39 protein-coding genes and 1 tRNA gene are annotated in these 25,916 nt (G+C 40.2%); 32 read left to right on the top strand and 8 right to left on the bottom strand.

Features of this window, described 5'->3' with window-relative positions:
* The first annotated feature begins 91 nt into the window (after positions 1 to 91).
* The 3 genes from IR083_RS10070 to IR083_RS10060 all read left to right on the top strand — a co-directional run bounded on the left by IR083_RS10070 (position 92) and on the right by IR083_RS10060 (position 3,537).
* Entirely contained in the window at positions 92 to 901 is an 810-nt protein-coding gene (locus tag IR083_RS10070; protein ID WP_194224202.1) for a BACON domain-containing protein, read from the top strand.
* Between the two features lie 323 nt (positions 902 to 1,224).
* On the top strand, positions 1,225 to 3,063 hold the full coding sequence (locus IR083_RS10065; RefSeq protein ID WP_194224201.1) for a hypothetical protein: 1,839 nt from the start codon (positions 1,225 to 1,227) through the stop codon (positions 3,061 to 3,063).
* A 111-nt stretch (positions 3,064 to 3,174) separates the two neighbouring features.
* The gene (locus tag IR083_RS10060) at positions 3,175 to 3,537 is read left to right on the top strand and encodes a hypothetical protein (RefSeq protein WP_194224256.1); all 363 of its coding nucleotides are present in this window, start codon (positions 3,175 to 3,177) and stop codon (positions 3,535 to 3,537) included.
* Between the two features lie 219 nt (positions 3,538 to 3,756).
* Here IR083_RS10060 and IR083_RS10055 read toward each other — a convergent pair whose 3' ends face one another.
* Genes IR083_RS10055 through IR083_RS10045 form a run of 3 tightly spaced genes read right to left on the bottom strand, consistent with a single transcriptional unit; the run spans position 3,757 to position 4,923 of the window.
* Positions 3,757 to 4,383: a hypothetical protein gene (locus IR083_RS10055; RefSeq protein WP_194224200.1), complete on the bottom strand. Its 627-nt coding sequence runs from the start codon at positions 4,381 to 4,383 to the stop codon at positions 3,757 to 3,759.
* 17 nt (positions 4,384 to 4,400) lie between these two features.
* Positions 4,401 to 4,562: a hypothetical protein gene (locus tag IR083_RS10050; protein WP_194224199.1), complete on the bottom strand. Its 162-nt coding sequence runs from the start codon at positions 4,560 to 4,562 to the stop codon at positions 4,401 to 4,403.
* Between the two features lie 13 nt (positions 4,563 to 4,575).
* Complete coding sequence (locus IR083_RS10045) at positions 4,576 to 4,923, bottom strand: helix-turn-helix domain-containing protein (RefSeq protein ID WP_194224198.1); 348 nt, start codon at positions 4,921 to 4,923, stop codon at positions 4,576 to 4,578.
* Positions 4,924 to 5,049: 126 nt separating this feature from the next.
* Here IR083_RS10045 and IR083_RS10040 point away from each other — a divergent pair, with 126 nt between their 5' ends.
* The 26 genes from IR083_RS10040 to IR083_RS09915 all read left to right on the top strand — a co-directional run bounded on the left by IR083_RS10040 (position 5,050) and on the right by IR083_RS09915 (position 15,995).
* Complete coding sequence (locus IR083_RS10040) at positions 5,050 to 5,247, top strand: hypothetical protein (RefSeq protein WP_194224197.1); 198 nt, start codon at positions 5,050 to 5,052, stop codon at positions 5,245 to 5,247.
* Between the two features lie 19 nt (positions 5,248 to 5,266).
* Entirely contained in the window at positions 5,267 to 5,560 is a 294-nt protein-coding gene (locus tag IR083_RS10035; RefSeq protein WP_194224196.1) for a hypothetical protein, read from the top strand.
* Between the two features lie 11 nt (positions 5,561 to 5,571).
* Positions 5,572 to 5,850: a hypothetical protein gene (locus IR083_RS10030; protein WP_194224195.1), complete on the top strand. Its 279-nt coding sequence runs from the start codon at positions 5,572 to 5,574 to the stop codon at positions 5,848 to 5,850.
* An 18-nt stretch (positions 5,851 to 5,868) separates the two neighbouring features.
* Positions 5,869 to 6,837 (top strand): hypothetical protein, encoded by a 969-nt coding sequence (locus tag IR083_RS10025; RefSeq protein WP_194224194.1) that lies wholly within the window; start codon positions 5,869 to 5,871, stop codon positions 6,835 to 6,837.
* A 5-nt stretch (positions 6,838 to 6,842) separates the two neighbouring features.
* Positions 6,843 to 7,025: a hypothetical protein gene (locus IR083_RS10020; RefSeq protein ID WP_194224193.1), complete on the top strand. Its 183-nt coding sequence runs from the start codon at positions 6,843 to 6,845 to the stop codon at positions 7,023 to 7,025.
* An 82-nt stretch (positions 7,026 to 7,107) separates the two neighbouring features.
* Positions 7,108 to 7,488 carry a hypothetical protein gene (locus tag IR083_RS10015; RefSeq protein ID WP_194224192.1) on the top strand — a complete coding sequence of 127 codons (381 nt, stop codon included), beginning with the start codon at positions 7,108 to 7,110 and terminating at the stop codon, positions 7,486 to 7,488.
* Between the two features lie 50 nt (positions 7,489 to 7,538).
* Positions 7,539 to 7,979, top strand: coding sequence for a YopX family protein (locus IR083_RS10010; RefSeq protein ID WP_194224191.1), 441 nt, complete (start codon positions 7,539 to 7,541; stop codon positions 7,977 to 7,979).
* A 24-nt stretch (positions 7,980 to 8,003) separates the two neighbouring features.
* Positions 8,004 to 8,240 carry a hypothetical protein gene (locus IR083_RS10005; protein WP_194224190.1) on the top strand — a complete coding sequence of 79 codons (237 nt, stop codon included), beginning with the start codon at positions 8,004 to 8,006 and terminating at the stop codon, positions 8,238 to 8,240.
* Positions 8,241 to 8,286: 46 nt separating this feature from the next.
* Complete coding sequence (locus IR083_RS10000; RefSeq protein WP_194224189.1) at positions 8,287 to 8,700, top strand: hypothetical protein; 414 nt, start codon at positions 8,287 to 8,289, stop codon at positions 8,698 to 8,700.
* Complete coding sequence (locus tag IR083_RS09995) at positions 8,690 to 9,070, top strand: hypothetical protein (protein ID WP_194224188.1); 381 nt, start codon at positions 8,690 to 8,692, stop codon at positions 9,068 to 9,070. Before IR083_RS10000 ends, IR083_RS09995 begins: the two co-directional genes overlap by 11 nt.
* A 13-nt stretch (positions 9,071 to 9,083) precedes the next feature.
* Positions 9,084 to 9,407 (top strand): hypothetical protein, encoded by a 324-nt coding sequence (locus IR083_RS09990; RefSeq protein WP_194224187.1) that lies wholly within the window; start codon positions 9,084 to 9,086, stop codon positions 9,405 to 9,407.
* 13 nt (positions 9,408 to 9,420) lie between these two features.
* The gene (locus IR083_RS09985; RefSeq protein WP_194224186.1) at positions 9,421 to 9,732 is read left to right on the top strand and encodes a hypothetical protein; all 312 of its coding nucleotides are present in this window, start codon (positions 9,421 to 9,423) and stop codon (positions 9,730 to 9,732) included.
* Positions 9,729 to 10,385, top strand: a complete 657-nt coding sequence (locus IR083_RS09980) for a hypothetical protein (protein ID WP_194224185.1) — start codon at positions 9,729 to 9,731, stop codon at positions 10,383 to 10,385. Before IR083_RS09985 ends, IR083_RS09980 begins: the two co-directional genes overlap by 4 nt.
* Positions 10,382 to 10,594 carry a hypothetical protein gene (locus IR083_RS09975; protein WP_194224184.1) on the top strand — a complete coding sequence of 71 codons (213 nt, stop codon included), beginning with the start codon at positions 10,382 to 10,384 and terminating at the stop codon, positions 10,592 to 10,594. The genes IR083_RS09980 and IR083_RS09975 overlap by 4 nt, the downstream gene beginning before the upstream one ends.
* Positions 10,591 to 10,890 carry a hypothetical protein gene (locus tag IR083_RS09970; protein ID WP_194224183.1) on the top strand — a complete coding sequence of 100 codons (300 nt, stop codon included), beginning with the start codon at positions 10,591 to 10,593 and terminating at the stop codon, positions 10,888 to 10,890. The genes IR083_RS09975 and IR083_RS09970 overlap by 4 nt, the downstream gene beginning before the upstream one ends.
* A 7-nt stretch (positions 10,891 to 10,897) precedes the next feature.
* Positions 10,898 to 11,089 carry a hypothetical protein gene (locus IR083_RS09965; protein WP_194224182.1) on the top strand — a complete coding sequence of 64 codons (192 nt, stop codon included), beginning with the start codon at positions 10,898 to 10,900 and terminating at the stop codon, positions 11,087 to 11,089.
* Positions 11,064 to 11,468, top strand: coding sequence for a hypothetical protein (locus IR083_RS09960; RefSeq protein ID WP_194224181.1), 405 nt, complete (start codon positions 11,064 to 11,066; stop codon positions 11,466 to 11,468). The genes IR083_RS09965 and IR083_RS09960 overlap by 26 nt, the downstream gene beginning before the upstream one ends.
* The gene (locus tag IR083_RS09955; protein WP_194224180.1) at positions 11,465 to 11,833 is read left to right on the top strand and encodes a hypothetical protein; all 369 of its coding nucleotides are present in this window, start codon (positions 11,465 to 11,467) and stop codon (positions 11,831 to 11,833) included. The genes IR083_RS09960 and IR083_RS09955 overlap by 4 nt, the downstream gene beginning before the upstream one ends.
* 103 nt (positions 11,834 to 11,936) lie before the next feature.
* Positions 11,937 to 12,632, top strand: a complete 696-nt coding sequence (locus tag IR083_RS09950; protein WP_194224179.1) for a hypothetical protein — start codon at positions 11,937 to 11,939, stop codon at positions 12,630 to 12,632.
* Positions 12,633 to 12,681: 49 nt separating this feature from the next.
* Positions 12,682 to 12,996, top strand: a complete 315-nt coding sequence (locus IR083_RS09945; protein WP_194224178.1) for a hypothetical protein — start codon at positions 12,682 to 12,684, stop codon at positions 12,994 to 12,996.
* A gap of 238 nt (positions 12,997 to 13,234) precedes the next feature.
* Positions 13,235 to 13,480: a hypothetical protein gene (locus tag IR083_RS09940; RefSeq protein ID WP_194224177.1), complete on the top strand. Its 246-nt coding sequence runs from the start codon at positions 13,235 to 13,237 to the stop codon at positions 13,478 to 13,480.
* A gap of 45 nt (positions 13,481 to 13,525) precedes the next feature.
* The gene (locus IR083_RS09935; RefSeq protein WP_194224176.1) at positions 13,526 to 13,843 is read left to right on the top strand and encodes a hypothetical protein; all 318 of its coding nucleotides are present in this window, start codon (positions 13,526 to 13,528) and stop codon (positions 13,841 to 13,843) included.
* 24 nt (positions 13,844 to 13,867) lie between these two features.
* A complete protein-coding gene (locus IR083_RS09930; RefSeq protein ID WP_194224175.1) occupies positions 13,868 to 14,620 on the top strand; it encodes a hypothetical protein in 753 nt (250 codons plus the stop codon).
* A gap of 98 nt (positions 14,621 to 14,718) precedes the next feature.
* Entirely contained in the window at positions 14,719 to 14,868 is a 150-nt protein-coding gene (locus IR083_RS09925; RefSeq protein ID WP_194224174.1) for a DUF4177 domain-containing protein, read from the top strand.
* A 77-nt stretch (positions 14,869 to 14,945) separates the two neighbouring features.
* A complete protein-coding gene (locus IR083_RS09920) occupies positions 14,946 to 15,524 on the top strand; it encodes a KilA-N domain-containing protein (protein WP_194224173.1) in 579 nt (192 codons plus the stop codon).
* A 9-nt stretch (positions 15,525 to 15,533) separates the two neighbouring features.
* Positions 15,534 to 15,995, top strand: a complete 462-nt coding sequence (locus tag IR083_RS09915; RefSeq protein WP_194224172.1) for a class I SAM-dependent methyltransferase — start codon at positions 15,534 to 15,536, stop codon at positions 15,993 to 15,995.
* Positions 15,996 to 16,280: 285 nt separating this feature from the next.
* Here IR083_RS09915 and IR083_RS09910 read toward each other — a convergent pair whose 3' ends face one another.
* The 3 genes from IR083_RS09910 to thiL all read right to left on the bottom strand — a co-directional run bounded on the left by IR083_RS09910 (position 16,281) and on the right by thiL (position 19,100).
* The gene (locus IR083_RS09910; protein WP_194224171.1) at positions 16,281 to 17,567 is read right to left on the bottom strand and encodes a tyrosine-type recombinase/integrase; all 1,287 of its coding nucleotides are present in this window, start codon (positions 17,565 to 17,567) and stop codon (positions 16,281 to 16,283) included.
* 150 nt (positions 17,568 to 17,717) lie between these two features.
* Positions 17,718 to 17,790 (bottom strand) — tRNA-Phe (locus tag IR083_RS09905).
* A gap of 278 nt (positions 17,791 to 18,068) precedes the next feature.
* Positions 18,069 to 19,100, bottom strand: a complete 1,032-nt coding sequence (gene thiL / locus IR083_RS09900) for a thiamine-phosphate kinase (RefSeq protein WP_194224170.1) — start codon at positions 19,098 to 19,100, stop codon at positions 18,069 to 18,071.
* A gap of 408 nt (positions 19,101 to 19,508) precedes the next feature.
* Here thiL and IR083_RS09895 point away from each other — a divergent pair, with 408 nt between their 5' ends.
* The 3 genes from IR083_RS09895 (at position 19,509) to IR083_RS09885 (ending at position 22,397) form a co-directional block, all read left to right on the top strand.
* On the top strand, positions 19,509 to 20,300 hold the full coding sequence (locus IR083_RS09895; RefSeq protein WP_194224169.1) for a hypothetical protein: 792 nt from the start codon (positions 19,509 to 19,511) through the stop codon (positions 20,298 to 20,300).
* A gap of 109 nt (positions 20,301 to 20,409) precedes the next feature.
* Positions 20,410 to 21,144, top strand: coding sequence for a TetR/AcrR family transcriptional regulator (locus IR083_RS09890; protein WP_194224168.1), 735 nt, complete (start codon positions 20,410 to 20,412; stop codon positions 21,142 to 21,144).
* Positions 21,145 to 21,194: 50 nt separating this feature from the next.
* The gene (locus IR083_RS09885) at positions 21,195 to 22,397 is read left to right on the top strand and encodes an MFS transporter (RefSeq protein WP_194224167.1); all 1,203 of its coding nucleotides are present in this window, start codon (positions 21,195 to 21,197) and stop codon (positions 22,395 to 22,397) included.
* Positions 22,398 to 22,435: 38 nt separating this feature from the next.
* Here the strand turns inward: IR083_RS09885 and IR083_RS09880 are convergent, their stop codons facing one another.
* Positions 22,436 to 23,851 (bottom strand): tetratricopeptide repeat protein, encoded by a 1,416-nt coding sequence (locus IR083_RS09880; RefSeq protein WP_194224166.1) that lies wholly within the window; start codon positions 23,849 to 23,851, stop codon positions 22,436 to 22,438.
* Between the two features lie 327 nt (positions 23,852 to 24,178).
* Positions 24,179 to 25,873 (bottom strand): glutamine--tRNA ligase/YqeY domain fusion protein, encoded by a 1,695-nt coding sequence (locus tag IR083_RS09875; protein ID WP_006800678.1) that lies wholly within the window; start codon positions 25,871 to 25,873, stop codon positions 24,179 to 24,181.
* Positions 25,874 to 25,916: the final 43 nt, after the last annotated feature.

Here is a 25,916-nt window from a genome sequence, read left to right as displayed (position 1 = left end):
AAGAATTAATAATTAATAATGGCGCAAAGCGATAAAAATATCAGCACATTATATTTCATTCTTCATTCTTAATTATTAATTATTAATTATTATGGCTGATTACGACAACGGCCTCCCACCGGAGGGAACAGATATATCGGACGATCGCGTCGGGAGTGTGGCTTTCGGCTCTACCGCTGACAGTCCCGAAGATACATCCCACATCGGGAGTGTGGCCTTCGGCTCCGAGGAAGATAATCCCGAAGATACATCCCATATCGGGAGCGTAGCTTATGATGTGGAAGAAAGCGGCGATACACCCCTTACAATTCAGGTGATCTGCGACGACGCCTGGGAAGTGGCTTCATTCCCGGAATGGGTATGGCCGGACACACTCTCAGGTAACGGCAACGGCACGATAGATATTGCCGTATACAAGAATACCGGGCACGAGCGCACGGGAAAGATAGTCGTTCAAACCATCGACGGTCTGGCCAAGGCAGAACATACAGTCACCCAGGAGGCAGGAGGTACGGTGTACATTGCCGATATCAACACGACAATGCCTGCAAATCCGGCTTTCACCTCCGGACGGCTGCTGCTCGAAAATGTACGGGTAAACCGCCATGACAGTGAGCTTATAGACGAAATAGGGCCATTCAGCATCCCTTCAGGACAATCGGTAAGACAGCAGATCTCTTACTCGTCGCTGGAGCCAAAACCCGACGCGATTACCTGTACGGTATGGGTAGCAAATATAGTTCCTGTGCCGGCGAACCGGCAAGTAAATATATTGTCCGCAGGCGTGCCGGTAGGCGTTATCATCACCGATGTAAATGGCCTCGGCTCCATGGAGATGACCATCCCGGTTGTGAATACAGGTATGGATAATTATACATTGGAGCTGGAAGTTAGCAGCTAATAAAAACAGGGCACAAGCCTCACGGCTATGCCCTGCTACCTAACACACAAATTATTTTTTAGAACTACTTCTAAAAATTATCTATACGATGTAAAAGTAAAATAAATTAGTTTAAAATATGACTATAAACCGGATAATTCAGAGCAAAAAAATGAGACTATCATCACGACAGCCTCATAATTAACCTAAAAAACGTGGACTAAAAGCCCTACACTATACATATTGTATAAAAGAATAGAATGTTAATTGTCTAAAAGTAATTATTTTTTGCTTTTAATTATTCGTTTTTCATTTTTAATTCTTAATTCTTAAATTATATTATTATGCTACTAATCACAACAGACAACAACACGGTAAAGCTCGAAAGGAACGGCCAGGTCCTTTGCGTCTCGGCCAAGTCGACAATCTCCTATTCGTTCGACAATGTGCGGGTGTTCCTGAATCCTCCGGATATTGTGCGGATCAGCGCGGCATTCTCCGACGGGATAGAAATCGACGGCACGCCCATAACCCCGGATAATATAGAGACGGAGTTTAAGGAACTTTTTTTTTTAGGTAGCGGAGGAGGCGGGACAGACGATCATACGCAGCTAAGCAATAGGAATGTTGCCGATCAACACCCGATATCTGCGATAACCAACCTCGGGGATATGCTCGACACGATACAGGAAGACATCAACGGCCTTGCTACCATGCAAGGCAACTGGCTGGGGCAGAATTTTGCGGCATACGCGGACTTAGCGGCATATGACGCGGGATTAGCTGTTAAGCCGGCAGATAAGACCTGGACGCGCGTATTTGATGACGAAAATCATGATAACAACCTGACAGTTTACGCATGGTTTTCGGGAGCACTCGCTTATCAATATACAATGGTTATCGATCCGCGTAATTTCTATACAGATCCGATACAGACAGGAGAGATAACCGACGATGCTGTAACGGATACTAAGATAGGCTATCGCACTCTCGACGATAACAACGCAGATGCAACATTAGTTACTTATAAAGCCAAATTTCTAATAGACTGGCTTCAGGGGATAAGGGACAATTTAAAATATCTGTTTTCGCTTTTCACCAACGGAAAGGCAAACAGTGCTGCGCAGGCGGATGAACTTGCTACTGCGAGAACTATCTCTTTATCCGGAGACGCGACAGGTTCGGTAAGCTTCGACGGCTCGGCGGATGCAGATATTCCTGTAATACTTAACTCGCTGGGAATAGTAAAGAACGGCGTGGTGAGAATATCGGGCAACGGAGGTGATTACGCTTCTACAGTAGGTCCATACCAAGCCCGGAGATACTTTAAACTAGCCGATATTCAATATCAGACACAGGGCTGGGACAGTAAGTTGCTATTCGATATATTTTACACGCAGGCTTCTAATGGTGCAGGTTCCGGAGAGGTATCCGACAAGGTTGTATTGCAACTTGAGTTTGCGGATAACACTTTTAATATCATACAACGAACTAACGGGGTCAATGGCAACGGTATAGTAATAATACACGATTCGGCAAGGCAAATATTTGAGGTGTACGGCTGCGCTTCTCCGGGTGTAGTAGACAGTAACAGGCTGTATATAGACGTGCGGAATATGTTCTTTTACATCGTTAATAACGATGATAATAACGCTCCGGCCATTAACTTCTTCGCAAATCAGGGAAGCTATTCGAATAATACAGGTTTGACACAGCAGGAATTTAATGCCCTGTCAAAAACGAGCATGAAATGGCTTTGGGATAGCGCTTTTACCGAACTGAATCCGTCTCAGGTACAGGTAGGTGATAATGTATCTGCATTCGACTTTCTCACCGAACCTGACCCAACCGTCATTATAACAAGCGTATATACTATGTTTTCGCTAAACAGTAATGCGTTGAGACTAGCGGAGGTATCGCAGGATTGGCTGGAAGGAAATGGAAACTTAGCAGCAGGGGCACTTGGGATATTTGATTATAGCGGCACATTCACTCCAATATGGACGTATAACAATGGCTGGGAGCCTTCGTTTGAATTTGAATATCTTAATGATGGTAGTTCTCATACAGTAAGATGGAATACAGATATAAAACGAATAGGGTTAACTGTTCCGGAACCTGTCACTTCCAATAATACTGGTGATGGTTATGACGATGGTCTATTTATTGTTGAGATGGCATAAAAGAAGAAGCCTGTCTCTCGACAGGCCTGTTACTTAAAACAATCGTTACATTTCTAAACTTACACGAATTACATTGCAAATATAATTTAAAAATTTAATTCTTAATTAATTATGACTGATTTAAGTAAACAAAATTTGACCTTCGGGCAGGCGCTGGAGGAAGTAAAGAAAGGGAACGGTATGCGTTTGCCCGTATGGAAAGAAGATGTAGTAATACGATGCGCGAAAGCACCGGAGTATTCGGATAGTACGGGTTTATCCGGAATACTGTGTAATATCTGTACGGATGTAACCACAGTGATCGGGCGAGACCTGACAGATAATGAGGAAGATGATTTGAAAGCAATAGTAACCAAGAGGCTGCACGAGCAAATGACGGCGCCTTTTCTTTATGTAGAATCACGCTTCGGGCGCGTTCCATGGAAGGAGACAATGATTGAGTTGTTCGCTGAAAACTGGGAAGTGGTAGAGTGAAGGAATAAGGCTGCTTTACAGCAGCCTTGAAGCTTATCACAAACTATAAAACAAACTTATGGAGCGAGATTGTAAAGGTAGTGAAAAATAGGAATAGTTTATTCTTTTTTTTGCATAATATGCCCTCGATTAAATAAGCTTATCAAAATTTGATAAGGTAGAAAAATGAGAATAAAAAACTCCCGGCGGATGGGGCGAGAGTTTATGAAATTATGATGATTATTGATCTGTATTATTTTTTTCAAGTAATGGTTGCAAAGAGTATAATATAACATCGTTGTTTTCTGGATGTGACCAGAAATCAATCATACCTCTTTTCTTTAATCCATTTCTAGCTTTTTTTAAAGTATCATATGACATATGTAGGAAATCTTGTATCTCATCATTGCTTACGGTAATTTGATCATTCCAGTTTTCTCTGTTAAATTCTTTTAGTAAAAAGGTGTATAAGCATAATTCTTCAACCCTAAAACTCATATTAATATGAGTTTGATGCCAGAAATCTTCTAAAAGCTTTAAATAAAGTAAATCAAAATTACTTTTTTTATCTCCTGTTAGACCATAAATTGCATCTTTGCCATTTTGTTGTGGCTCGAAATATAGCATCCCTCTTTCCATAAGACTTCTGCGGGCTTCATTCATGGCATTATAACTTAACCCTGATTCGCTTTGTATATGTAGATTACTACGATTAATATTTTCCGGCCAGCCTGATTCGTTAAATGTCGCTAGAATCGAATAATATAAAACGATTTCATTTTTTGTAAAACCAGAATACTTTATGCTTCTATGAAAATCATTTAAAAGTTTTATATAAAGTAGGTTAAGATTATTTTGGTTATTCATAATTATTAAAATTGTATTTAAATAGTCCAAGGACCACTACATTTAGGATATTTAGACTTGTTATGTTTATCCATTATTTCTTTTGTTTCGTCTAAAATTTTTTCAGCTAATTCTACTGTTACTTCTTCATCCTTATACTTATTTATAAGGAGTTTGATGATAATTTCTTTTTCATTCATAATTGTTTAATTTTTATTTATTTAAAATTTCTAAATTATTTTCTCCAAAAACGAGCTTTAAGACTTGCTCCTTTTTTTCCTTTTTTAACTCAATTTGAAGTGTTACTTTTTCTTCAAATGATAGAGCATTCTCTAATATCGTGTCAGGATCAACATATTTTTTGGGATAGGTGATAATATCAATTACACGAACTCCTAATGCATCAGCAATCTGTGATAATCGATTGTAATATATATCACTGTTTCTTGTGATATAATTTGAATAGGCTGATTGTGATACTCCAAGTATAGAGCCTACAACTGCCTGTTTTAGACCTTTTTCCTTTCTAATTTCTTCGATATTTTTTAAAATATTTATCATAATTAAATGTATTTAATTGATCTGTAGCTAATTGTGATATTTTTTAAAAAATTATCACAATTTCATATCATGTATATCACAAATATGTGATATATTTGTATTATGTATCAATCAAAAATAAACATAATGGAACAAACAATAGAAAGAATAAATGTCAGAGGCAGCGTGCAAAAACTGGATGTAGATGAAAAAATAGAACTGCCGAGGAAAGATTATAAGCCTTCCAGTATACGCTCGAATGTAAATATTATAGCTACCGATACGGGCAAGAAATTCACCGTGTCGGTGATAGGCAGTAAAATAGTAATAACCAGAATCATTTAACAACTAAAAATATATCATTATGAATTATCTAACATTAATCAATATTTTTTGGCAAATGCATGCGGTAAACAAGTTCAGTAAAAATGAGATCGCTCTATATTTTTATCTTCTGCATGTTTTTAATGTAAGTAATTGGAATAATACTATAAGCAAGAAAAATGATTGGATACGAGGTGAATTATGTATATCTCAGGATTTATTAAAAAAGTCTCGAAAAACATTATCAGAGCGTGGTCTTATTCATTTCGAACAAAAAGGTATAGTGACATTTTATCAATTGGCTATTCCTAACAAAAATGTGAATAAGATATAACCGTGTAAGCTATGGAAGTCGATCTATTCAAATTAAAACAATTATACATAGAAGCCGGCGAGATTGCTGCCCTATCGGTAGTTAAGAGGCTTTTTCCTGCCCTGGATGAAATAAAATTCAAGGAAGCTGCAAAAATTGCGGGCAGTGAACGCTGGCTGGAGCATCACATTCAGGAAGGTAATCTCACCAGAATACGGCACGGGACGAAAAAAAATTCCCCATTTTATTATAGCCGCCAGGAAATAGTTGCCTTAAAACAGGCAGAAGCAAAAATGGCAAAACTGAAGTAATTACTCTAAAAAAAGCCTATGAGCTATATAAATCTTATAAATGATTTTTGGGATCAGAATGAGATACAAATATTCAAAGCCGGGGAACAGCGCCTATACTTCTACATCCTCAAAGTATTAAACAAAAGTGGGTGGAGAAAACAGGTGAACAGGACAAACGCATTCATCCAGGGGGAACTGGGTATGTCGTACAACTCGCTGAAAAGAGCCAGGGAAGGCCTGAGAGCAAGAGGCATGATCCACTTTAAGTCGAAAAACGGAGTAGCAAATGTTATCTACAGCCTGGAACCGTTCGCCGATGAGAATCCTGCATCCGGTACTCCTGCAGATTCCGATTCCGGCACAGATACCACACCTCCACCTTCCCCCGACAGACCTATAAAAAAAGCGCTTTCCACCCTTCTCTCCGATTCCCCACCGTCGGAAACCTACTCCCCCGACAAAGACAACCCACCTGATGACGGCATAGACCGGAACTGGCCAGACCTGAAGCGGAACCTGAACGAACTGAAAGTTCTGCCGGGCGACTATCAGAAGATCGTGCAGCTGTCGAATTACGGACGGATAAGCCATCCGGTATGGAAGGCATTCCACGAAATAAGCAGGAGGAAAGGGAGTAAAGATGCTGTAAAGAATCCGGGATCATGGATCCTGTGGTATATAAAAGAGAATCCGCCGGTTGCCGCTGCTCCGGCAGTACCTGCTCCATCAACGCCGCCTCCGGAACCACCCGCGCCTGATATCGATGATTTCATTCCGCCTGATGACGGCGCGGAACGCGACTGGGAGAAGCTCAAAAGTCGTCTGAAGGAACTGCAATGCCCTTGGCGCGGGATACAGATTATAGGCGAGTTATCCGGTTATGGAAAAACAGACAGCCCCGTGTGGGATGCTCTTGAAAAGTCCTGTAACAGGAGCAAACCGAATATTAAGAGTCTTCCACATGGCGCATGGATAATTGATTATATACGGAAAAATTCATCGTGAATTTTATGAATCCAAAAGAACTCCAACATGATAAGAAGTACCTGTATACCGGCGGCGCCGAACCTGTCGAGGTAACGTACCGGTATGAGACAATTAACAGGTATATGTTCCGGATGAATGACAATGATTTTTCGCTATCTGTGGTATCGGTAAGATTTAATATCGAGGAGTTACAATGTGCCGATTAGCAGATATGCCAATGTGCCAATGGCGCAAGCGACTAATAATTTGCTAATCTGCTAATATACTAATTTACTAATTGAGAAATCTATGACAGAAACAATTATCAAAACAGCATCCGTAAAAGTGATGCTTAGCTACGACTATTCGCACTTCGAGGCGTCGCTGTCGATCGAAAATGAGAACGGCCTGACAATGCAGGAAATCGACGAGGCCCGCAAAAAGTGCCAGCGCCTGGCAGATAAGGCAGTCGGCCAGTACAAGGTAGCCAAAGAAGTGGCGGCCAAACGGAAGAACCGGGAATACGATATTTGGAGATTTGAGGACACATGTCAGCGTATCCAGGCTAAAGATGAACAGGACCGCACGGTGGAAGAATCCGCTATGCTGAAACAGTATGAGGATGAGAACTGGCAGGCACAGTTCGATTACGACTATGATTATGACGATGACGACGAGTATGTCTTGTAATGTACCGGTAATAAATCACTCCGCAGATTTGCGAAGTGAAAATTAAACTTATGGAAACAAAATACAGAGTATTCAAAACAGATAAAGACGGAAATGTAACCCTTTACGGCTACGAACGTTTAACCGGAGTCTCCGGGACAGTATGGGAGCGTAAGTCCCATCCGAACGGGCTATGGGTAAAAGGTGTGTTCGGGAAAGGATTGAGAAGCCGGTTCTCCGGACATTTTGACAAAAGCAGGAATGAGATATACGAGGGGGATATACTGGAACTTATTAATGAGGTTTCTATAAAGATACAGGTTACATGCCGTTTTGGTCATGCACACCGGGAAGTTTATGGAACAAATGTAGATATAATTGGATTCTACTTTGAACTACCCAACGGAAAGAAATCTTTTCCAGTCATAGATAATTATGTAGGAAAACATGATTGCCAGATAATGGAAATCGTTGGGAATATTTATGAAAATAAGGAATACCTGAAAGAATAATAACCCACTCCGCAAAATTGCGATATGAAAAAAAGGAAATTACAAATAGATGTTATGGGTCTTGAACCCGATTTTGAACATATCCGTCAGGATGAATTGATAAGATGCAAAATTTATATCGATGGACGCGCCTGTATGTTCTGGACTACTAAAGCGAATTATGAAAGCCTGACATATGATAAGTTCTTTGTCCGTGACGGTAAAACTCAGGATTGCGCCGGAGTTATTAATACCACCAATATGTTTATTGAAGAAGAATAACCCACATCGCAGATTTGCGATGTGCCAAAAAAGGAGGAAAAAACAAATGCTAAAAGAATTACAAAAGAAATACCCGGATGCTGTAAAATCAAAAATAACAGTAGAAAAACGGGTTTATAAAACTGTTAACCTGTACAAGGATACAGAGCTCAGGAAATACCTGCAGCCGTTCTTTCCCGAAAGCAGTATTCTGCAGTGCGATTGCTCCGGCAGGGTTGTCACGGCGATAACATCAGAGCAGGCATACCCTGAAGAGCAACGGCAGTTATCGATGGTTCCCGGAACCAAAGTTATCATGACAGGTGCGGAAGCGGAAATAGAGAACCTTAAGGACAAAGTTTTCGAAATTAAAGCAGGACCGCAAATGATGTGTGGCGAATTGGTCGTATGGCTGGACGGATACTCGGGAGCATATTGTTGTGAATATTTAAAAATTGTAGAATCCAGCCATGAAGATTAACCGTCTTAAATCCTTCCGCGGCATATCATTTTGCCCGTTCGCTCTGAACCTGAATATATTTAACGGCTTCAGCATTACCATCCTGGAATTCGGCTGGAATTACATGGGTAAGGTTTGCCTGATTGGCAACAGTTGGAGCCTGTTCCATATCGGCTTTCACAACAGCATCGATGACTCCTTTATCTTTTGCATAAATATATTCGGCTGCCGTTGGAAAGTATTCCTGAAGCCCAGAATTGTATATCTGTGCCCGAATTGCAAATCTAAAATGAACAGATCTACTCCTGTCGATGGAGAAGTGATCTGTGATGAATGTAGCGCATGGATTCCCCTGGAGGAAATTACAGTAACTAAACTTTATAAAGAATAAATCAATTAAACTTATGGAAACAAACGAAGAAGAAATTATCATTCCGGCACACATCACAGACCCGGAAGAGCGGGAAGTATATGTACTGCTCAGAAAAGCCCAAATTTTAATGAGTAAAAAACACATGGGTTATGCACTCATAACCTTATCCGGTGACTCGGCCGTAGCCTTATTATTTCTTGGAGGTTGCCAGAACTGTTTAGAATTAGCATTGAGAAAAGTCTTTGAATCGGATAATAAATTTTTACCTATCGTTACTAAAGCCCTTGCCATGCATTTTTTTGATAAAGGCCGTAACTCTACAGATAATACCGATTCAGACGACGCTAAAGAATAAGAACTGATCCGCCATGCCCAAAAGAACGCTCCAGGAGGTAATTGACGCTGCCAAATCCGGGGAAGCAGTCTCTCCGGACGAATGCCTTAAATCCATGCTGGCCCTGCACTCGATGCTATCCTATTCACGGATGCAGCTGGAGGTAATTTCCGATAAGGCTGGCAATGCTGAAAAGCTGTATTATACGGTAAATGCTCTCATCAGCGCCGACCAGGTACGCCGTGAGCGCGAACGATGGATGAATACTGTACCGGCGGAATACTTGGAATATATTGAAACTACGCAGAAAAAGCTGGAAGAATTAAAATCGAACAAACCGACATGAAAAAGCCCGACTTATCCTATAACAACTATTTTCCCTTCTATACCCGGAATATCACCGGGGAGAAGAAATATTATTATTGCGTTGAAACGGTCATGCATATCTCCCGCGAACGGGGTATCATTATCTCCCTGAAATACGAGCGAAAGGAAATAAAAGAGATTTGTATCGAAAGGCTGAATGATAGTAGTAAGCTATATAATGCTGCAACGAATCATATCCATATTTCATACATTGATTTTGCGAAAGAAGTATCGACCGCCTACCGGTATATTTCGGCTGCCGTCAAAAAGTTGTCACCGGAGCCTGCTTACCACGTGACATTGGTTTTCTCCACTTATTTTAAATTCAATACCGCCATTGAGCTGACAGTCGATCCCTGGAGACGGAGAATAAAATTGTCATACGGTAAATTCGATTACAGGATAGTGGATGGCAAAAAGGTAGATAATAAAGAACCGCGCGCCTACACTGATTCGGAAGAAGATGCCATTATTAAAAGGATAGATGCCACCCTACGCGCCTACGATGATGCGACAACCTACCAGGAGATCGCCGGAAGCGATTTCGAAAAAAGATTCGATGACGAATGGGATTATTTTATTCAATATTTCACGGCGCCTAAGTGTATACGGAAAAACGAGTATAGAATATGATTAAAGTAGAATTAGATAAAGAAGATTTGATATGCCTTGTTAACGGAGTCGATTTTGACTATATAATACCGGATTTAGCAAGGAAATACGGGACATGGACCGGCGGATTTGTCGATAAATGGGACTGGGACAAACAGAAGCTCAGGAAACTTACTGAAGAACAACTATTGGAAGTATATGATGAATGTAAAAAGGTAATTAGGAAATGATAAGAAAAGCTGTACAGAAGATACCAGGAGCAACAGAAGATACTCTGGTATATGTTCATGAAATAGGAAATCCTTTTTGTTTGTGTGAGATGCAGGATGGTAGCCTTGTGTTATTGCCGGCAGTGTCTCTCCGGTTTATTGAACCTCCAAAACCGGAGATGGATGTACGTACAACAATAGCAGCTATGGCAATGCAGGGATATTTATCTTCCGGATATCAGTCAAAGAATATAGTTTCATCAGATGCTGTTAAACTGGCTGATTATTTGATAGAGACTATAAAAAATAAAACATAATACCGGCATGCAAAAAATAACAACCTATGGACCCTCAGACCTCACGCACGGCAAATGCAAATGCTGCGGGGAAATCTCCTCCGAGATCGTGATCGGCGAGGATATGTGCGCCGATTGCGTGCAGGATATCGAATTTGAAGAAATGTGTATGAAAATGATGGAAGGAGGCAAATATGAACAGGATAAAAGCAGATACTAGTACGTTGCAGGTAATCGTCCAAATGTGCGATGGCAATCCCGGTGCAATGAATGTAGTGATAGAACTGCTGCAACCGGCGATAAAGGATATCGATCCGGAGATACAGAATCCTGAATGGTTCTATGTATTGCTACTGGATACATATGGTATTTACGGAACAGATATATATGTCCTATACAGCGATATCTGTGGTAAGGACCTGGCTAAAATGGTAGCAGTATTAAAAGCGAGCTGCCATGGCATAATCGGTATGGATGTTATAAAAGACGCGTGTTCCCGTCAGGATTATTCCGGACGGAAACTAATCCCTGTAGATGAATTATACAAGAAAGTACGGGATTTATGCCCGAAATTTAATTCTAAATACGATAAGCCATGAAATACGAAAAACCAAAATACCTGGCAGGTAGTACAAATGTCACACCGCAAAATTGCGGAATGAGTACAGAAAAGCTAAAATCCAATCAGGCGACGCCTGTAACCTTTACCAAGGTGGCCGCCAGACAAGAGAAGCCTTGCGTGTACAATCCGAAACGCCGTACATTAGAAGAGATCGAGAACGATATCGCTGCAGTAGAAGCACGCATTGCCAAGGGCATAGATATCGGTCCCGAATGGAACCAGTTAATAAACCGGTACAATTGCCTGCAGGTAGAATATGATAGGGTGTCGGCGGCCAATAATGAGGTTTCGGATAAGAAGAAGTACCTGGCCGCACAGTGCGAAAAGACCAGAAGGAAATAATTAGCCAATTATCTAATATGCCAATGTGCCAATGTTTTCAGCTAATAGCTGTTAGCTAATGGCCAATAGCTTTTTTTAATTGGCACATTAAAAAATTGATTTTATGAAAAAATTCAATACAGAAATAATAATCGATGCCACGGCAGACGAACTGCAGGAGACCGGCATCACCATACCCGATTATTGCGGACAGGCCATGATAGGCTGGGACTTCAATACGATCACGTCCTCCGGGCCTTGCGCCAAGGTATATCCTTACTACAGCGAGGACGATTACTATGAGATACCGATGCGTTATATCCATTTTGTGGATCTTACGATCGAAGAAGCAAACTTTATTTATCCCGACGCCTGGGAAGCGAATATCACCATGATGCTGGGCCTTTCAGTCGATCAGCATATCTACTATGCCGAGCAAAAATATATGCTGAACATGATTGCCAAGGTAGTTTATTACGAAGTGGACGGCTTAAAGCTTCACGCGATCCTCTCCGGAACAGCGCATAAATACCGGCTGATGGAAAACCTCCTGCAGGAACTCCGGGCTATGGGCCTGAATCCCGTTTGCTGTGATGAATATATCAGCCTGGTATACTACATGCCTGCAGTGGATCAAAAGTGGGTAATACAGATACTGAACAGGTACGTCGGTTTCTGGCGCAGCATTGCTATAAAAACGGACCATGACCGGAACAACCGCATGGCCCGGTACTACATAAACTACAACCTGATCACCGGCAATGACCTGACGTATGAGCAGCTGATGGAGGCTATAGAGTATGTGCAAAAGAAGATATAATAAGTCATATCGTAAATTTGCGGAGTGAAAACAAACAAACGAAATAACTATGGAATTTGAAGAATTTGTACGGAAAATGACAAAGTCGGCCAAAGACAGCGGTGTCCACATAATGGCCTTTATATCGGATGGGGAAAGGGTTATTTTGACGTATCAGGGAAACCCTAAAGTCATCACATCGACTGTCGCTGTTGCCATGGCTGATTGTCCGTCCGCCTGGAATACAATTAAGGATGCTGTAGACTTAATTGATTCGCAGGACATGAAAGTCACAGAGATCAATAATGAGGACCAGATGAACGATTACCTGATCGATCTGCATTTAAATAATAAGGACCTAAATAACGGTGAGGAGGGCTTATGAAAAATTTTGAAGTAAAAATGCTTTTTGTGATGACCATATTCGCCGGCATAGCTATAGCCTTGAAATGGTGCACGGCGGAATTCGGAATATTGGTTGTTATAATGCAACTATTAGTTTCAATCGTAACAATATTATCAAGGATATACCGGTTATTAGTATTAATGGCGGCGATGTTGCCTGAAATGCATGACATAATTAGTCACATCGCAAATTTGCGGAATGTAAAAAGCAAAGAATTATGAAAAAGATAAAGGATTTAACTGTACAAGTAACTTATAGAATGGGTTTGGTAGACTTAGAAGTTTCGGATGATATCTACAATGGATTGATAAAAATAGCTCATAAGGTAACTATATCAGACGATGAAGCGAATATGACCAAGGATAAGGATATACAGGCTGCATTTGAGTGGCTTACCGACAATATCAATGAAGATGATGCTATGAGTTGGGAATATGAAATTGAAGATTTAACCGAAGAATAATCCATATCGCAAATTTGCGAAGTGAGGAAAACAGATATAGTAAAAATGAGTAAAAATATACTGATACGCGATTTGACGGAGGAGCAGAACAAACGTTTGCTCCAGCTTCAGGAAAAATTCGGCGTCAAAACTAATTCACAAGCATTGCTGTTGCTCCTTCAATTCTGCGTCATTACCGATGACGAGATAACCTCCCTGATAGAGATGTATGAGTCGTTCGGTATTACGGCGTTCGAGGGGTTCAAGATACTGGAACAGGTTCCTGGAACGAAAGACCAGGTTGATAGGTTAAAGACCCTGACGGAAATGTCAATAAATATAACCCGTAAGTTAAAATACCTGATGAATCTCCGTAAAAAATGATAACATTTTTAGAAAAGTATTGAAATGATAACAAAAATAATCACTCCTCAAATTTGCGAAGTGAAGAATGAACAAAATATGGCATTACGAGAAACTCAAAAGAAAAGGGGTACTGCAATAAGGAGCTTGCAAAAGGAGCTATGGAAAATACGAAGGAAAGAAACAAAAGTACCCAGGAAGTTGAAGAAAAAGCTCAAAAGGATATATGGACAGAATGATTATCTACGGATGAAACGACTTGGTTGTTTTTGCAAACCATATATTCAATATAATGGATACCGAATACATCCGTTACTACATTTCGGAGGCGGCCGACGGAATTACTTATGTGATTTGCTTCAAAATAGCAATGCGGTTCTTGTACCTGAAGGAGGACAATGGGAGGTGAAGCCGATCAAGCATACTCCGGAAAAATGGGACTTCAAGGAATTTCCCGATAAGTTTAAAAAGTATTTTGAGTCAACGATGAAATTAGATCCAGGCCTGGAAAAGAATTATCTCAAGTATATTTATGATACAGGAATGCCTACAAAAAATCCAAATTGGTTACATCATCTATGGATAGAGAACAATACAATAAGAGAAAGAATTAGGCAGAATCCAGAAAGCCCCTCTATAAGGGAGAATTGGCAGACAGTAGACGAAAAAGATAAAAATGATTTATTTGTAGAACTTATTTGTCCCAAATGTTCATACAAAAATGAATTTTTAAAGAAAGATGTACAGTATATAACCCGGTTATACTGCGACAATTGCAACCTTATCTTAAACAACTAGAATTATGAATGACCAGAACAAAATAATAGTAACAAGGATATACAATATTATCAGTCACTCCGCAAATTTGCGAAGTGAGGAAAATAAGAGTAAGAAAGATGAATAAATACGAATATAAAATAGTTGAAACAGTGCATCTGCTTTATGAAACAGAACTGAATAAGTATGGTTCGCAAGGCTGGGAGTTAACAGCTGTTGCTATCTCATTCAAATATAACTACTATTATTTTAAGCGAATCAAACTTTGAACTGGAATAAATTCACATCGCAAATTTGCGATATGAAAAACTCACTGCTTATTACTTAAAACTTATAACTTAAAAAAATGAAACAAACAAATAGCATTTCACTGCTTCCCGGAGCGGGAACAAATGAAACCCTCTTCCATACCAATGGAGACGGGTTGTTCAACGCTTCGTCGTTAGCCCGGGAGTACGGAAAAGATGTATACGGCTATACACGCAGCCAGAAGGTCCGGGATTTTATAATGGGCGTCTGTCTGGAGTATGGGCTGGATCCGGATCAGGAATTCACCGAAAAGGGCAACCTCGTGCGTGTGATCAGCGGGGGAACCTCTCCCGGAACATGGATGCACCTGGACATATTCATCAAGTTCCTGGACTGGCTGGACCCAAAGCTCGGGCGGGAATTCCTGAAAAGCGCTTTCGCCGCCAGGGGCAAGCAGGATGACCCCTTGCAGCAGCAACTGGCGCAGCTGGAAGCTGAAATAACATCGCTAAAAAAGAAACTCTCCCGTAACCCTCTCTACCGGGATTTGTTGAAAAAGGAGAAGGAGGCGGTCCAGCTGCAGAAGGAAATAGACAAAGGGAATAAGTGTCTGCGCAAAAGAATAGCCGGGGAAATAAAGAAGCAGCCGAAAGCCTTATTAAATGCCAAAGCGTAAATTTGCGATATGAAAAAAATATTAGACGCCTGTTGTGGAAGCCGGATGTTTTGGTTTGACAAGCAAAATCCAGATGTCTTATTTGCCGACAAACGAACAGAAAGCCATGTTCTCTGTGATGGCCGGTATTTGGAAATAAAACCCGATATCGAAATGGATTTCACTGATATGCCTATCAAAGATAATACATTTGCTTTGGTCGTATTTGATCCGCCACATTTAGTGCATCTGGGAAAAAGCTCCTGGATGGCAAAAAAATATGGCGTGCTCCCTGATGATTGGCCAAGAGTAATACGTGATGGATTTAAGGAATGCATGAGAGTACTGAAACCTGATGGTGTATTAGTATTCAAATGGAATGAAACTCAGGTGTCAGTGAAGGAAATACTGTCAATTATAGATAAACAACCTTTATTTGGTCATCCTACAGGTAGATATAATAAGACTATCTGGATGGCTTTTATGAAATAGTGATTAAACATACCCGTACTCACGTCGTGATGACGGTATTTTTCCAATATTATTTTCTAATAATTAAACTTGTGTGTTAAGACTGAAAGGGCCTGTCGGGATGACAGGCTCTTTTTATATCACTTTTATACCTTATCAAATTTTGACGAGGCTATTTAATCGAGATTATATTATGTAAAAAAATAATAGAATTTACGAGTCAATGAAAAAAGTAATGAGCGAGGTTTTGCTCGAGGTTTACGAAAATATCGTAGATTATTTTTACCTAGTCAAAAAATGATTAGCTTAGAATTCTCTATTTAAAAATGTCCAGTCAAACAATCCCAGAACCTTTTTATTAGCCTCCCAAATCACTGTCCAGTCCTTATCAATGTAGATATCAGTCACTTTCATATCCTTGTTAGAAGCATGGTTTAGACCCTCGTGTACCGTATATTTATCTATACCTACAGCTGATGAACGGGCAATGGTAGCCCAGGAGTGCCGGGCGGCATAAAACTCCAGATCTTCCGCACCGATCTGCTTCCCAATCCTTTTCAACCCTTTATTAATAGCAGCATTAAAGATTGCATGATTTGAGTAATGCCTGTGAAACCGGAATAGTTTCTTATCATCCCTATACTTATCTATCAGCTTTATAATATAACTTTCGATCCTCACACGCATCTCAGCTCCATCATCCCGTCGGCCTTCTGTTTTCTCACGGTTATAGATTATTATATTTTTTTTAGGTAATCCGGAATAAAACATATCAGCGCTGTTCATCCCGACCAAGGCAAAAGAAAGTATAAAACAATCCTTCGCCAAATTAAATCGATTGGTTCTGCCGCCTATTATTTCTTTTTCATACGGAAGATTAATTATCTGTTGTATTAATGCGAGCGGTAAAGCCCTTTTACGCGTTTTTGGTTGTGGTTTAAGTTTATATTTTTTGAATGGAGAGAAAGGAATATTTATTATTCCCCGATCTTCATCGTTAAATTCTTCTTTAGCCATATTATGCATGGCACGAACGCATGCTAAATATTTCGATACAGCACGGCCCCCCTTGGCTTCCGGTTCTTTCTTGGCTTTCTTTCTGTTATTTCCACGCTGTGAAGGTTCTGTTGCAATAAACTGTTCGAATTCCCGAAGGAAGTTTGTATTTATTTCGGATATATCAAGTTTTTCCCGTTTTACAAAACGTTTTAAAGCACTTAACATATTCAGGTATGTGTCTCCGGTTCCTTTTTTCATATTGGAAGCCTTATTTTTTGTATATTGGACAAAGTCCAGATAGAACTTATCTTTGCCCTGAAGATGCTTTTTTATTTTTGCAACAAGTTCATCTATAGGTATATCAAATAATTCAAAGCCCAGATCATTACAAACTTTACGACACTTCTTTATAAGTTCGTCGCACTTTTCTGTTATATTTACATTTTTAATTTTTAAACTCCGGGTAAGATCTTCTCCGGTAACATATAAATTGGTAGACATCCGTCGTATTTCCCTATTATGTGTAACCCTGATTCTTACATTATAAGTACCATCCGCACGCTTATTTTGAACTTCCGCTTTAAATGTGGCCATAATCATATAAATTATATGTCAACAATAAGCAATAAATGTACTTACTTTTAAGTACAAGTAAAATAAAAACGAATAAAATTAACACTTAATAAAAAGATATAAAAATAAAAAAACGTCTAAAACAGTGTATTTTAGACGTTTTTTTATTTGTGGTGCCACCAGGAATCGAACCGGGGACACAAGGATTTTCAGTCCTTTGCTCTACCAACTGAGCTATGGCACCAATGTTTGTAGTTTTGTAGTCTTGCGTTTGCGTGTGCAAAGATAGGATATATTTTACATTTACCAAAAATATCGTATAAAATATTTCAATATAAAGAATCAGAACAGACAAAGCAAAACATAACAATTTTATTATAAGATATTTATGTAAAGACAATTAGTTCATATCATGTTATCCTCTCCCCGATTTATTGTTTCCTTAACTAATATTATCCCTCAATTTCTTAAGAAAAAGTAACAAAAGTAACAGTTTCTACTATACTCATGGAAGTATTATTTCTACTTCCCTATCGAGTCCCAACCTTGAGCCTTTAGTTCAATTTCGGTTCCGTCACGGGTTTCCATTACAAGGCCTAAACCCTTTTTTGTTATATGTCCGATGATATGGACACCTTTTATCTTCGATACCTTATCATGCAAATACAAAGGTACCGTAAAGAGTAATTCATAATCCTCCCCCCCATTCAGAGCCACTGTCGTTACATTCATATTAAATTGCTCCGCCATCATGGCCGTTTGATAATCTATCGGAACACGTTCTTCATAAATATGGCACCCTACCTTACTTTGTTTACATATATGCTTCAGTTCGGAAGACAAGCCATCCGATATATCAATCATCGATGTCGGCACGATACCTTCTTCTGCCAGAAACTTTACAATATCTTTACGGGCTTCCGGTTTCAACTGGCGCTCAAGTAAATACTCTTTCCCTGTAAAATCAGGCTGAAAGTCTTTTTCTCCACCACCATACACAGCCTTTTCCCGCTCTAATAACTGAAGCCCCATAAAAGCAGCGCCTAAATCACCGGAAACACAGATCAAATCTGTCTCTTTCGCACCATTGCGATAGGATATTCTACTCTCTTCCCCTTCACCAATGCAAGTAATACTGATCGCCAGACCGGTAAGTGATGCGGATGTATCCCCTCCTACTAAGTCTACGCCATACTCTTCACAAGCTAAACTAAGTCCTTCGTAGAATGTTTCCATATCTTCTACCGAAAAACGTTTTGATAAACCTAACGAAACTGTCATCTGTTTTGGCTGACCGTTCATAGCATAAATATCAGAAAAATTGACAACAGCCGACTTGTATCCAAGATGTTTCAATGGCACATACATCAGGTCAAAATGAATACCTTCAAGTAAGAGATCAGTAGTTACCAATGTCTTTTTATTGCCATAAGACAAAACAGCGGCGTCATCCCCTACCCCTTTCTCAGAAGTGGTATTCTTAAGTTCAATATTCTTTGTCAGGTGATCGATAAGACCGAATTCACCCAAGCTTGCTATTTCTGTTCGTTTCATTTCTTCAGATTTTGAATAATATACAAAGGTAGATATATAAAAGGTAACAAAGGTAACAACATTTTCGTTTTTTATATTCTGTTACTTTTGAGTCTTCAATCTATTATCTGAAAGACAAGATATCTTCATATATCCAATGCTCAGATCCACCTAAGATATTTCTAAAAAAGTAACAAAAGTAACACTTTTTACATGTTTGCTTCATTGCAATTTTTTATAACTCCTGACATTAACCTTTAAAATTAAAAAAGTAATTAATCAGACATTATATTATATAGATAAAATATCTTACTCATTATCAATATTTTTTTGAATTATATATAAAAAAATAATAGCATTATAAGCAAATGATATTGTTTATAATACTATCTTTGTATAAAATATACAGTAACCGAAGAATGCCTTAAGATGCCTAAAAGTCTGTCTCTATTTATTATTTTTACCTGCTTACTTGCAGGATTTTCGTCATGCAGCGATAACGAAAACACCGAAGAACTTAAAGTTAGCCTGACCTCAGCCAAACTGAAGCTCGCCGAAAACCAGGTTATTGAAATTATCAGTGGGAATGGTGAATACACGATTGTATCTGATAATAAAGATATTGTTGATGCTACAATCGAAACTAGCACTATATACTTATCTCCTAAAAAACTAGGTTCTGCAAAGCTAACCTTAAAAGATAAGCTCAATAAGGAAATAGTAATTGATATCACAGTCATAGACCGTTATCTTATCCTTTTAACAAATCTGCGGGAAGCTATTGTTGTCGCTAACAGTGACAGAAAAGAAGAGATAGCAGACGATATATTGAAAAATGCTTTCCTGCCTAAAGCTTATGCGTACAAATTGATTGCTAATGAGAAGAAGGAGTTTTCCGTCCACCAAAATAGCATCACTTCAACTGTAACAAAAGGGACCTATTCGTTCAATACCGATAATGGCATCTATTATATGAAACTCTATTATGATAATAATGAGTTTATATATGAGATATCTTCTGAGGGCGATGCAGCAATGTTCTATCAATATTTCAATAGAGGAATAGGATACAACAAAACATCTGTTCCTGTGCAAAAACACATAAAACTGACTGAAGACCTGACTCAAAAATATAAAGAAAAATACCCTGATGCCGGAATAGAGTCTGCTAAAATAGAAATAATAACAACAATACACGAAAGGATATCTGCACTGGAGTAATAACTTCATTTTTTCCACATACTTCTTCAAGGGTTGTCATAGTTTTTATGGCAGCCCTCTTTTTTGATAAAAAACATCTATATTTACCATCGCAAAATAGTATTCACACATGGAAAGGGATAAAAAAGAAAGGAGATCGCGACGCACCAACATCGTTTTGGAGAAAGATATTATGGAGGCTGCAAAGTCAGTAATAGAAGAAGAAGGTTTTGCAAAAACTACACTTTCGGCTATAATACAGAAAGCAAATATAGAGCCGAATGTCTTTTACAAGCGGTTCGAAAACCTGGAAGACCTGTTCGAACAGTTCACCCGGAAATATGACTACTGGATAAGTGATATTATGGATATGCAGTCCGAAAAAGACGATTATATGGAGTATTCATATAACCTCATGGCCGGAGTTGTAGAATCGCTATACGACAACAAGAGCATGCAGCAAATACTTATCTGGGATATCTCGGCTGATAACCCCATCACACGGGAGTCTGCTATGGCCAGAGAAACAGCCTCGCAGAAACTCATAGACAAATACAACGATATATTTAAAAACTCGGGCTTCAACTTTGATGTATTCAGTGCACTTGTTATCGGAGGTATTTATTACCTTGTTCTCCGGCGTCACCGGGGTTCCTTTTGCGGAGTGGATTTTTCTACCGTGGAAGGACGGGAGAAGCTGCTGAATACAATAAAAAGCCTTATTACAAAAATATACAACTCCCTGGAAGAAGATATGAAGGTAGCTAAGATAGTCTTCAATATGAAGAAGGAAGGACTAGACAATCAGACAATTGCGAAATATACAGGCTTAACTGCTGATGAAATATCAAGAATCGCTAAGTAACTCCTAAATATTAATCTTACCTTTGGCGACTTAATTCAATTCGGTTTATAATGAAAACAACTACCCAGACCGGAACGGCCTTCACCATCCTTTCGCTTTTGGCAGTATGTCACATGCTCAACGATATGCTCCAGTCTATCATTTCAGCGGTATACCCTTTACTGAAAGATTCACTGTTGCTGAATTTTACACAGATAGGACTGATAACATTAGTATTTCAGCTATCATCATCTTTGTTTCAGCCCGTTGTTGGCCTCATCACTGATAAGAAACCACAGCCCTATTCCCTGCCCATCGGTATGACATTTACCATGATAGGAATACTGTCCCTGTCGCTTGCCAACGATTTCATACATGTACTGATTGCCGTATTCCTCACCGGATTGGGCTCTTCTATATTCCATCCTGAAGCTTCCCGGCTCGCCTATATGGCTTCGGGTGGAAAACACGGGCTGGCACAATCCCTGTTTCAGGTAGGGGGAAATTTCGGTTCGTCTGTAGGCCCTTTACTGGCATTGTGGATAATAACTCCATACGGACAACGGAATATCGGGTGGCTATCGATCATCGCTCTTGTTTCTATCGGGGTAATGCTTGTTATCAGCAAATGGTACAAAGCCAACCTGTACAGGCTGAAACCCGCACCTAAAACAGATGGAAGCACTCCGGAAAAAACTTCGGGCTATTCTACCCGGAAAGTAGCTTTTGCCATCTCTATACTGCTCATACTTATCTTCTCCAAATATGTATATATGGCAAGCCTCAGCAGCTATTATATGTTTTACCTGATAGACAAATTCAGTGTATCGGTTCACGATGCGCAGCTATACCTGTTCGCATTCCTGTTTGCCGTGGCACTGGGTACTATCATAGGAGGGCCTGTAGGCGACCGCATCGGACGTAAATATGTAATCTGGGCGTCTATCCTCGGCACTGCGCCGTTCGCCCTTATTATGCCGCATGTAGGCCTTATGTGGACATGTATATTAAGTATCTTTATCGGATTGATATTATCCTCGGCCTTCTCGGCTATTCTGGTCTATGCACAGGAACTTGTTCCGGGTAAAGTGGGCCTGATAGGCGGCCTGTTCTTTGGGCTGGCATTCGGTATTGCGGGAGTAGCGTCTGCCATACTGGGCAAGGTAGCTGACGAAACAAGCATACAGCATGTGTACGATATCTGCGCTTACCTGCCACTAATAGGATTGGTAGCAGCTTTTTTGCCAAATACAAAAAAGACGGAAAAAGCCTAGAGCGAGTTTAAATTTTATAGCTTATACAAGCAGACCTCTTAATACTTGAGATTCTTGAACAGAGTCCGCGCTTCCCTTGCTTTATTCAGATAAGCAAGCAACATATCACGGTCGAAATAAGCCGACGACTGAGGAGTATAAATAAGCTCAAATAATGAAAGTAGTTCCTTGTCCGTAAACTGATCTAATATAACATTGAATTCTACCTCATCTCCCAGTTCGAAATAAAGCAGAGCCAAACGCTGCTTCACCGCCAGATTGGTAGGATCGAGTTCGAGCAGCTTCTCTGTATAAAAAGCAGCCTGCTGGTAATCTTCTTCCTTTATATATACCATCGCCAGCCTGTCCAACAGTTGGAAGTTTTCTTTATTCTGAGAGTAGATACTCAGGTAATAAAGTTCGGCTTCCTTATACTCCTCACGCAGAAACTCAACCTCTCCGGCAACCATATTCAGATCCAGTGAATAAGGATTATCCTTTAATCCCTTCTCTACTATTGCCAATGTCTTCTGATAGTCTCCCTTTCCCAGATAAAGGTAAGCACGCTTAGATAGCAATTCGGTGGTTTCTCCTTCTATATCTTCATATTTCTGTAAGCAGGACAACGCCTCATCATACATTTCCAACGATTCATAGCATTCTGCAAGCAGGAAATGGATGGAAGTATCATCCGGATCGGAAAGCAACAAGTCGTTGAATATCTCGATAGCCTCCCCTACCCTGTCTACCAGAGACAAACAGTGAGCCTTCAATTTCAACACATTGCCATCTGCATCATTAATAGTAAGCGCAAAATCGAAAGCATCGATAGCCTTTTCGAATTGCTCCTTCAGAGAGTATAATTTTCCGAGGCTTACCCAGGCTTCGTAGGTGTATGGTTCTATATCGAGTATCTTATTTGTGGCATCTATGGCTGCCTCAAAGTCTCCAAGCATCTCATGGGCATAAGCCAGGTCAGACAGTACTTCTATATTTTCGGGATTGTACTTCAGGCTTTCCTGCAGATATAACACGGCTTCTTTAAAACAATCGGCCTCTACGTGAAGAAATCCGAGTTCGGCAAGCATATTATCCAGAGGTTCGTCTTCTTCTTTCTCAAGCAACTCCTCCGACAGCGCAAAGGCATCCTGATACTGCTCCAGTTGCAAATAACACTCGATCTTTAACAGGTAAAGGTCAAAATCATATTCGGATGAAGAATCCAGAAGCTCCAGAGCCAGCTCGTATTCCCCATCATAAACAGCCAGTTTTGCCTTCTTTATAAGCAAAGGAGTATTACCCGGATGGATAGCCAGTCCGGCATTTATTATTTCGCGGGCGGTATCCAGTTCGTCTATAGAATCGAAGTATTCGGCCAGATCGCTGAATTCGTCCGCGTCGAAATAGGGACTCTTACCCGATTCATGGGCTTGCTGATATCGTTTTACAAGTGATGATATATCTTTATCCGGCATTCGGTGTTGTTTTAATCTTAAAAGGTTACAAAGGTAACACTTTTTCAGTGAACAGTTAACAGTCGGCGATTAACACAAAATCCCTCTTATCTTTATCGCCGGCAATTTTTAACTTTCCTCTCAAAAAAGTTACAAAAGTGACACTTTTGTAGTATTTTCTATCTATCTTTTTACCCTCATTGTAAGTCCTCCTTTGGGGGAAACAACTATTGACTACATTACATTCCGTCGATTTTCAATTCAAGAGAGCGAAGCGGAGTCAATGATGGGGCCAGCCAATCTTTCAAAGAACTATAAGCTATCGGCTAAATACATAGATAAAGATTTTTATTTATCTTTTGCTTTTGCCCACGAATCTTTAAGCGATACCGTACGGTTGAATACCATATTACTATCGGTAGTATCTTTGTCTACACAGAAATAGCCTGTACGCTGAAACTGGAATTTATCCCCCACTTTGGCCTCTTTCAAATATGATTCCATCTTGCACCCTGTAAGGACACGAAGTGAATCGGGGTTCAGCAGTTCGGTCAAATCCCTCCCGTCGTCGGCCGGATTCTCTACTATGAACAAACGGTCGTAAAGGCGTACTTCTGCATCGAAACAATCTTCGGTAGATACCCAGTGGATAGTACCTTTCACCTTGCGGCCGCTTTCAGGCATACCGCTCCTGGTCTGGGGATCGTATTCGGCATATACCTCCGTTACATTTCCGTCTTCATCTTTCTTACAGCCTGTGCATTTTACTATATATGCATTTTTGAGACGAACCTCATTGCCCGGTGTCAGGCGGAAATACTTTTTAGGAGCATCCTCCATAAAATCGTCCCTTTCGATAAACAATTCACGGGAGAAGAGTATATTATGGCTTCCTGCCGTTTCATCCTCCGGATTGTTTTGAGCATCCATTACTTCGGTCTGCCCTTCTGGATAATTTGTTATAACCAGTTTCACAGGGTCTAGCACAGCCGATACGCGGGTCGACTTCTTATTCAGGTCTTCACGTACCGCATATTCCAAAAGGCTTATATCGTTTATTCCGTCGTATTTGGTATAGCCTATACGGTCTATCAGGTTGTGAATAGACTCGGGAGTATATCCCCTGCGACGAAATCCGACAAGAGTAGGCATGCGCGGGTCGTCCCAGCCGGTAAGTATTTTTTCTTCTACCATACGTCTCAGATTACGTTTGCTGAGCAGGGTATAGGTAAACTGCAACTTGTTGAATTCATACTGACGCGGGCGGTATGTATCGGTAGCAAGCTGATCGATAAACCAGTCGTATAGGGGACGGTGTACCTCAAACTCAAGGGTACATATAGAATGTGTCACCCCTTCGAAATAGTCACATTGCCCATGTGCGAAATCATACATCGGATAGGCCTGCCATGTGGTTCCCGTACGGTGATGCGGGTGTTTGATGATACGATATATGATGGGGTCGCGAAAATGCATATTCGACGAGGCCATATCTATCTTGGCACGAAGCACCATACTACCTTCCTCGAACACTCCTTCATTCATCTTGTGGAACAAATCGAGGCTTTCTTCGATAGGGCGGTCACGATAAGGACTGTTAACTCCCGGTTGTGTAGGGGTACCCTTCTGTCTGGCTATTTCTTCCGCCGATTGTTCGTCAATATAGGCTTTACCTTCTTTTATCAGCTGTACGGCAAAATCCCATAATTTACCAAAATAGTCGGATGCATAGTAAACATTAGGCCAATCGTAACCCAGCCATTTTATATCCTCCATAATGGAATCTACATACTCCACATCTTCCTTTACAGGATTGGTATCATCGAAACGAAGGTTGCAAACACCTCCATATTCTTTTGCAATGCCGAAATCTATACAGATGGCTTTTGCATGACCAATATGCAGATAACCGTTCGGTTCGGGCGGGAAACGGGTCTGGACACGGCCGTCGTTTTTACCTGTTGCCAGGTCGTTTTCCACTGCCGCCTCTATAAAATTGAGGCTCTTTTTCGGCTCTTCTGCATTTAATATATTCTCAGACATATGGCTAAAATAAGTAATGGATAGAATCTAATGATGTGCTATC

This window comes from Dysgonomonas sp. GY75, from assembly GCF_015234155.1.
GTDB lineage: Bacteria > Bacteroidota > Bacteroidia > Bacteroidales > Dysgonomonadaceae > Dysgonomonas > Dysgonomonas gadei.
Note: the sequence above shows the minus strand (reverse complement) of the source record. Positions and strands in the feature narration are given on the sequence as shown.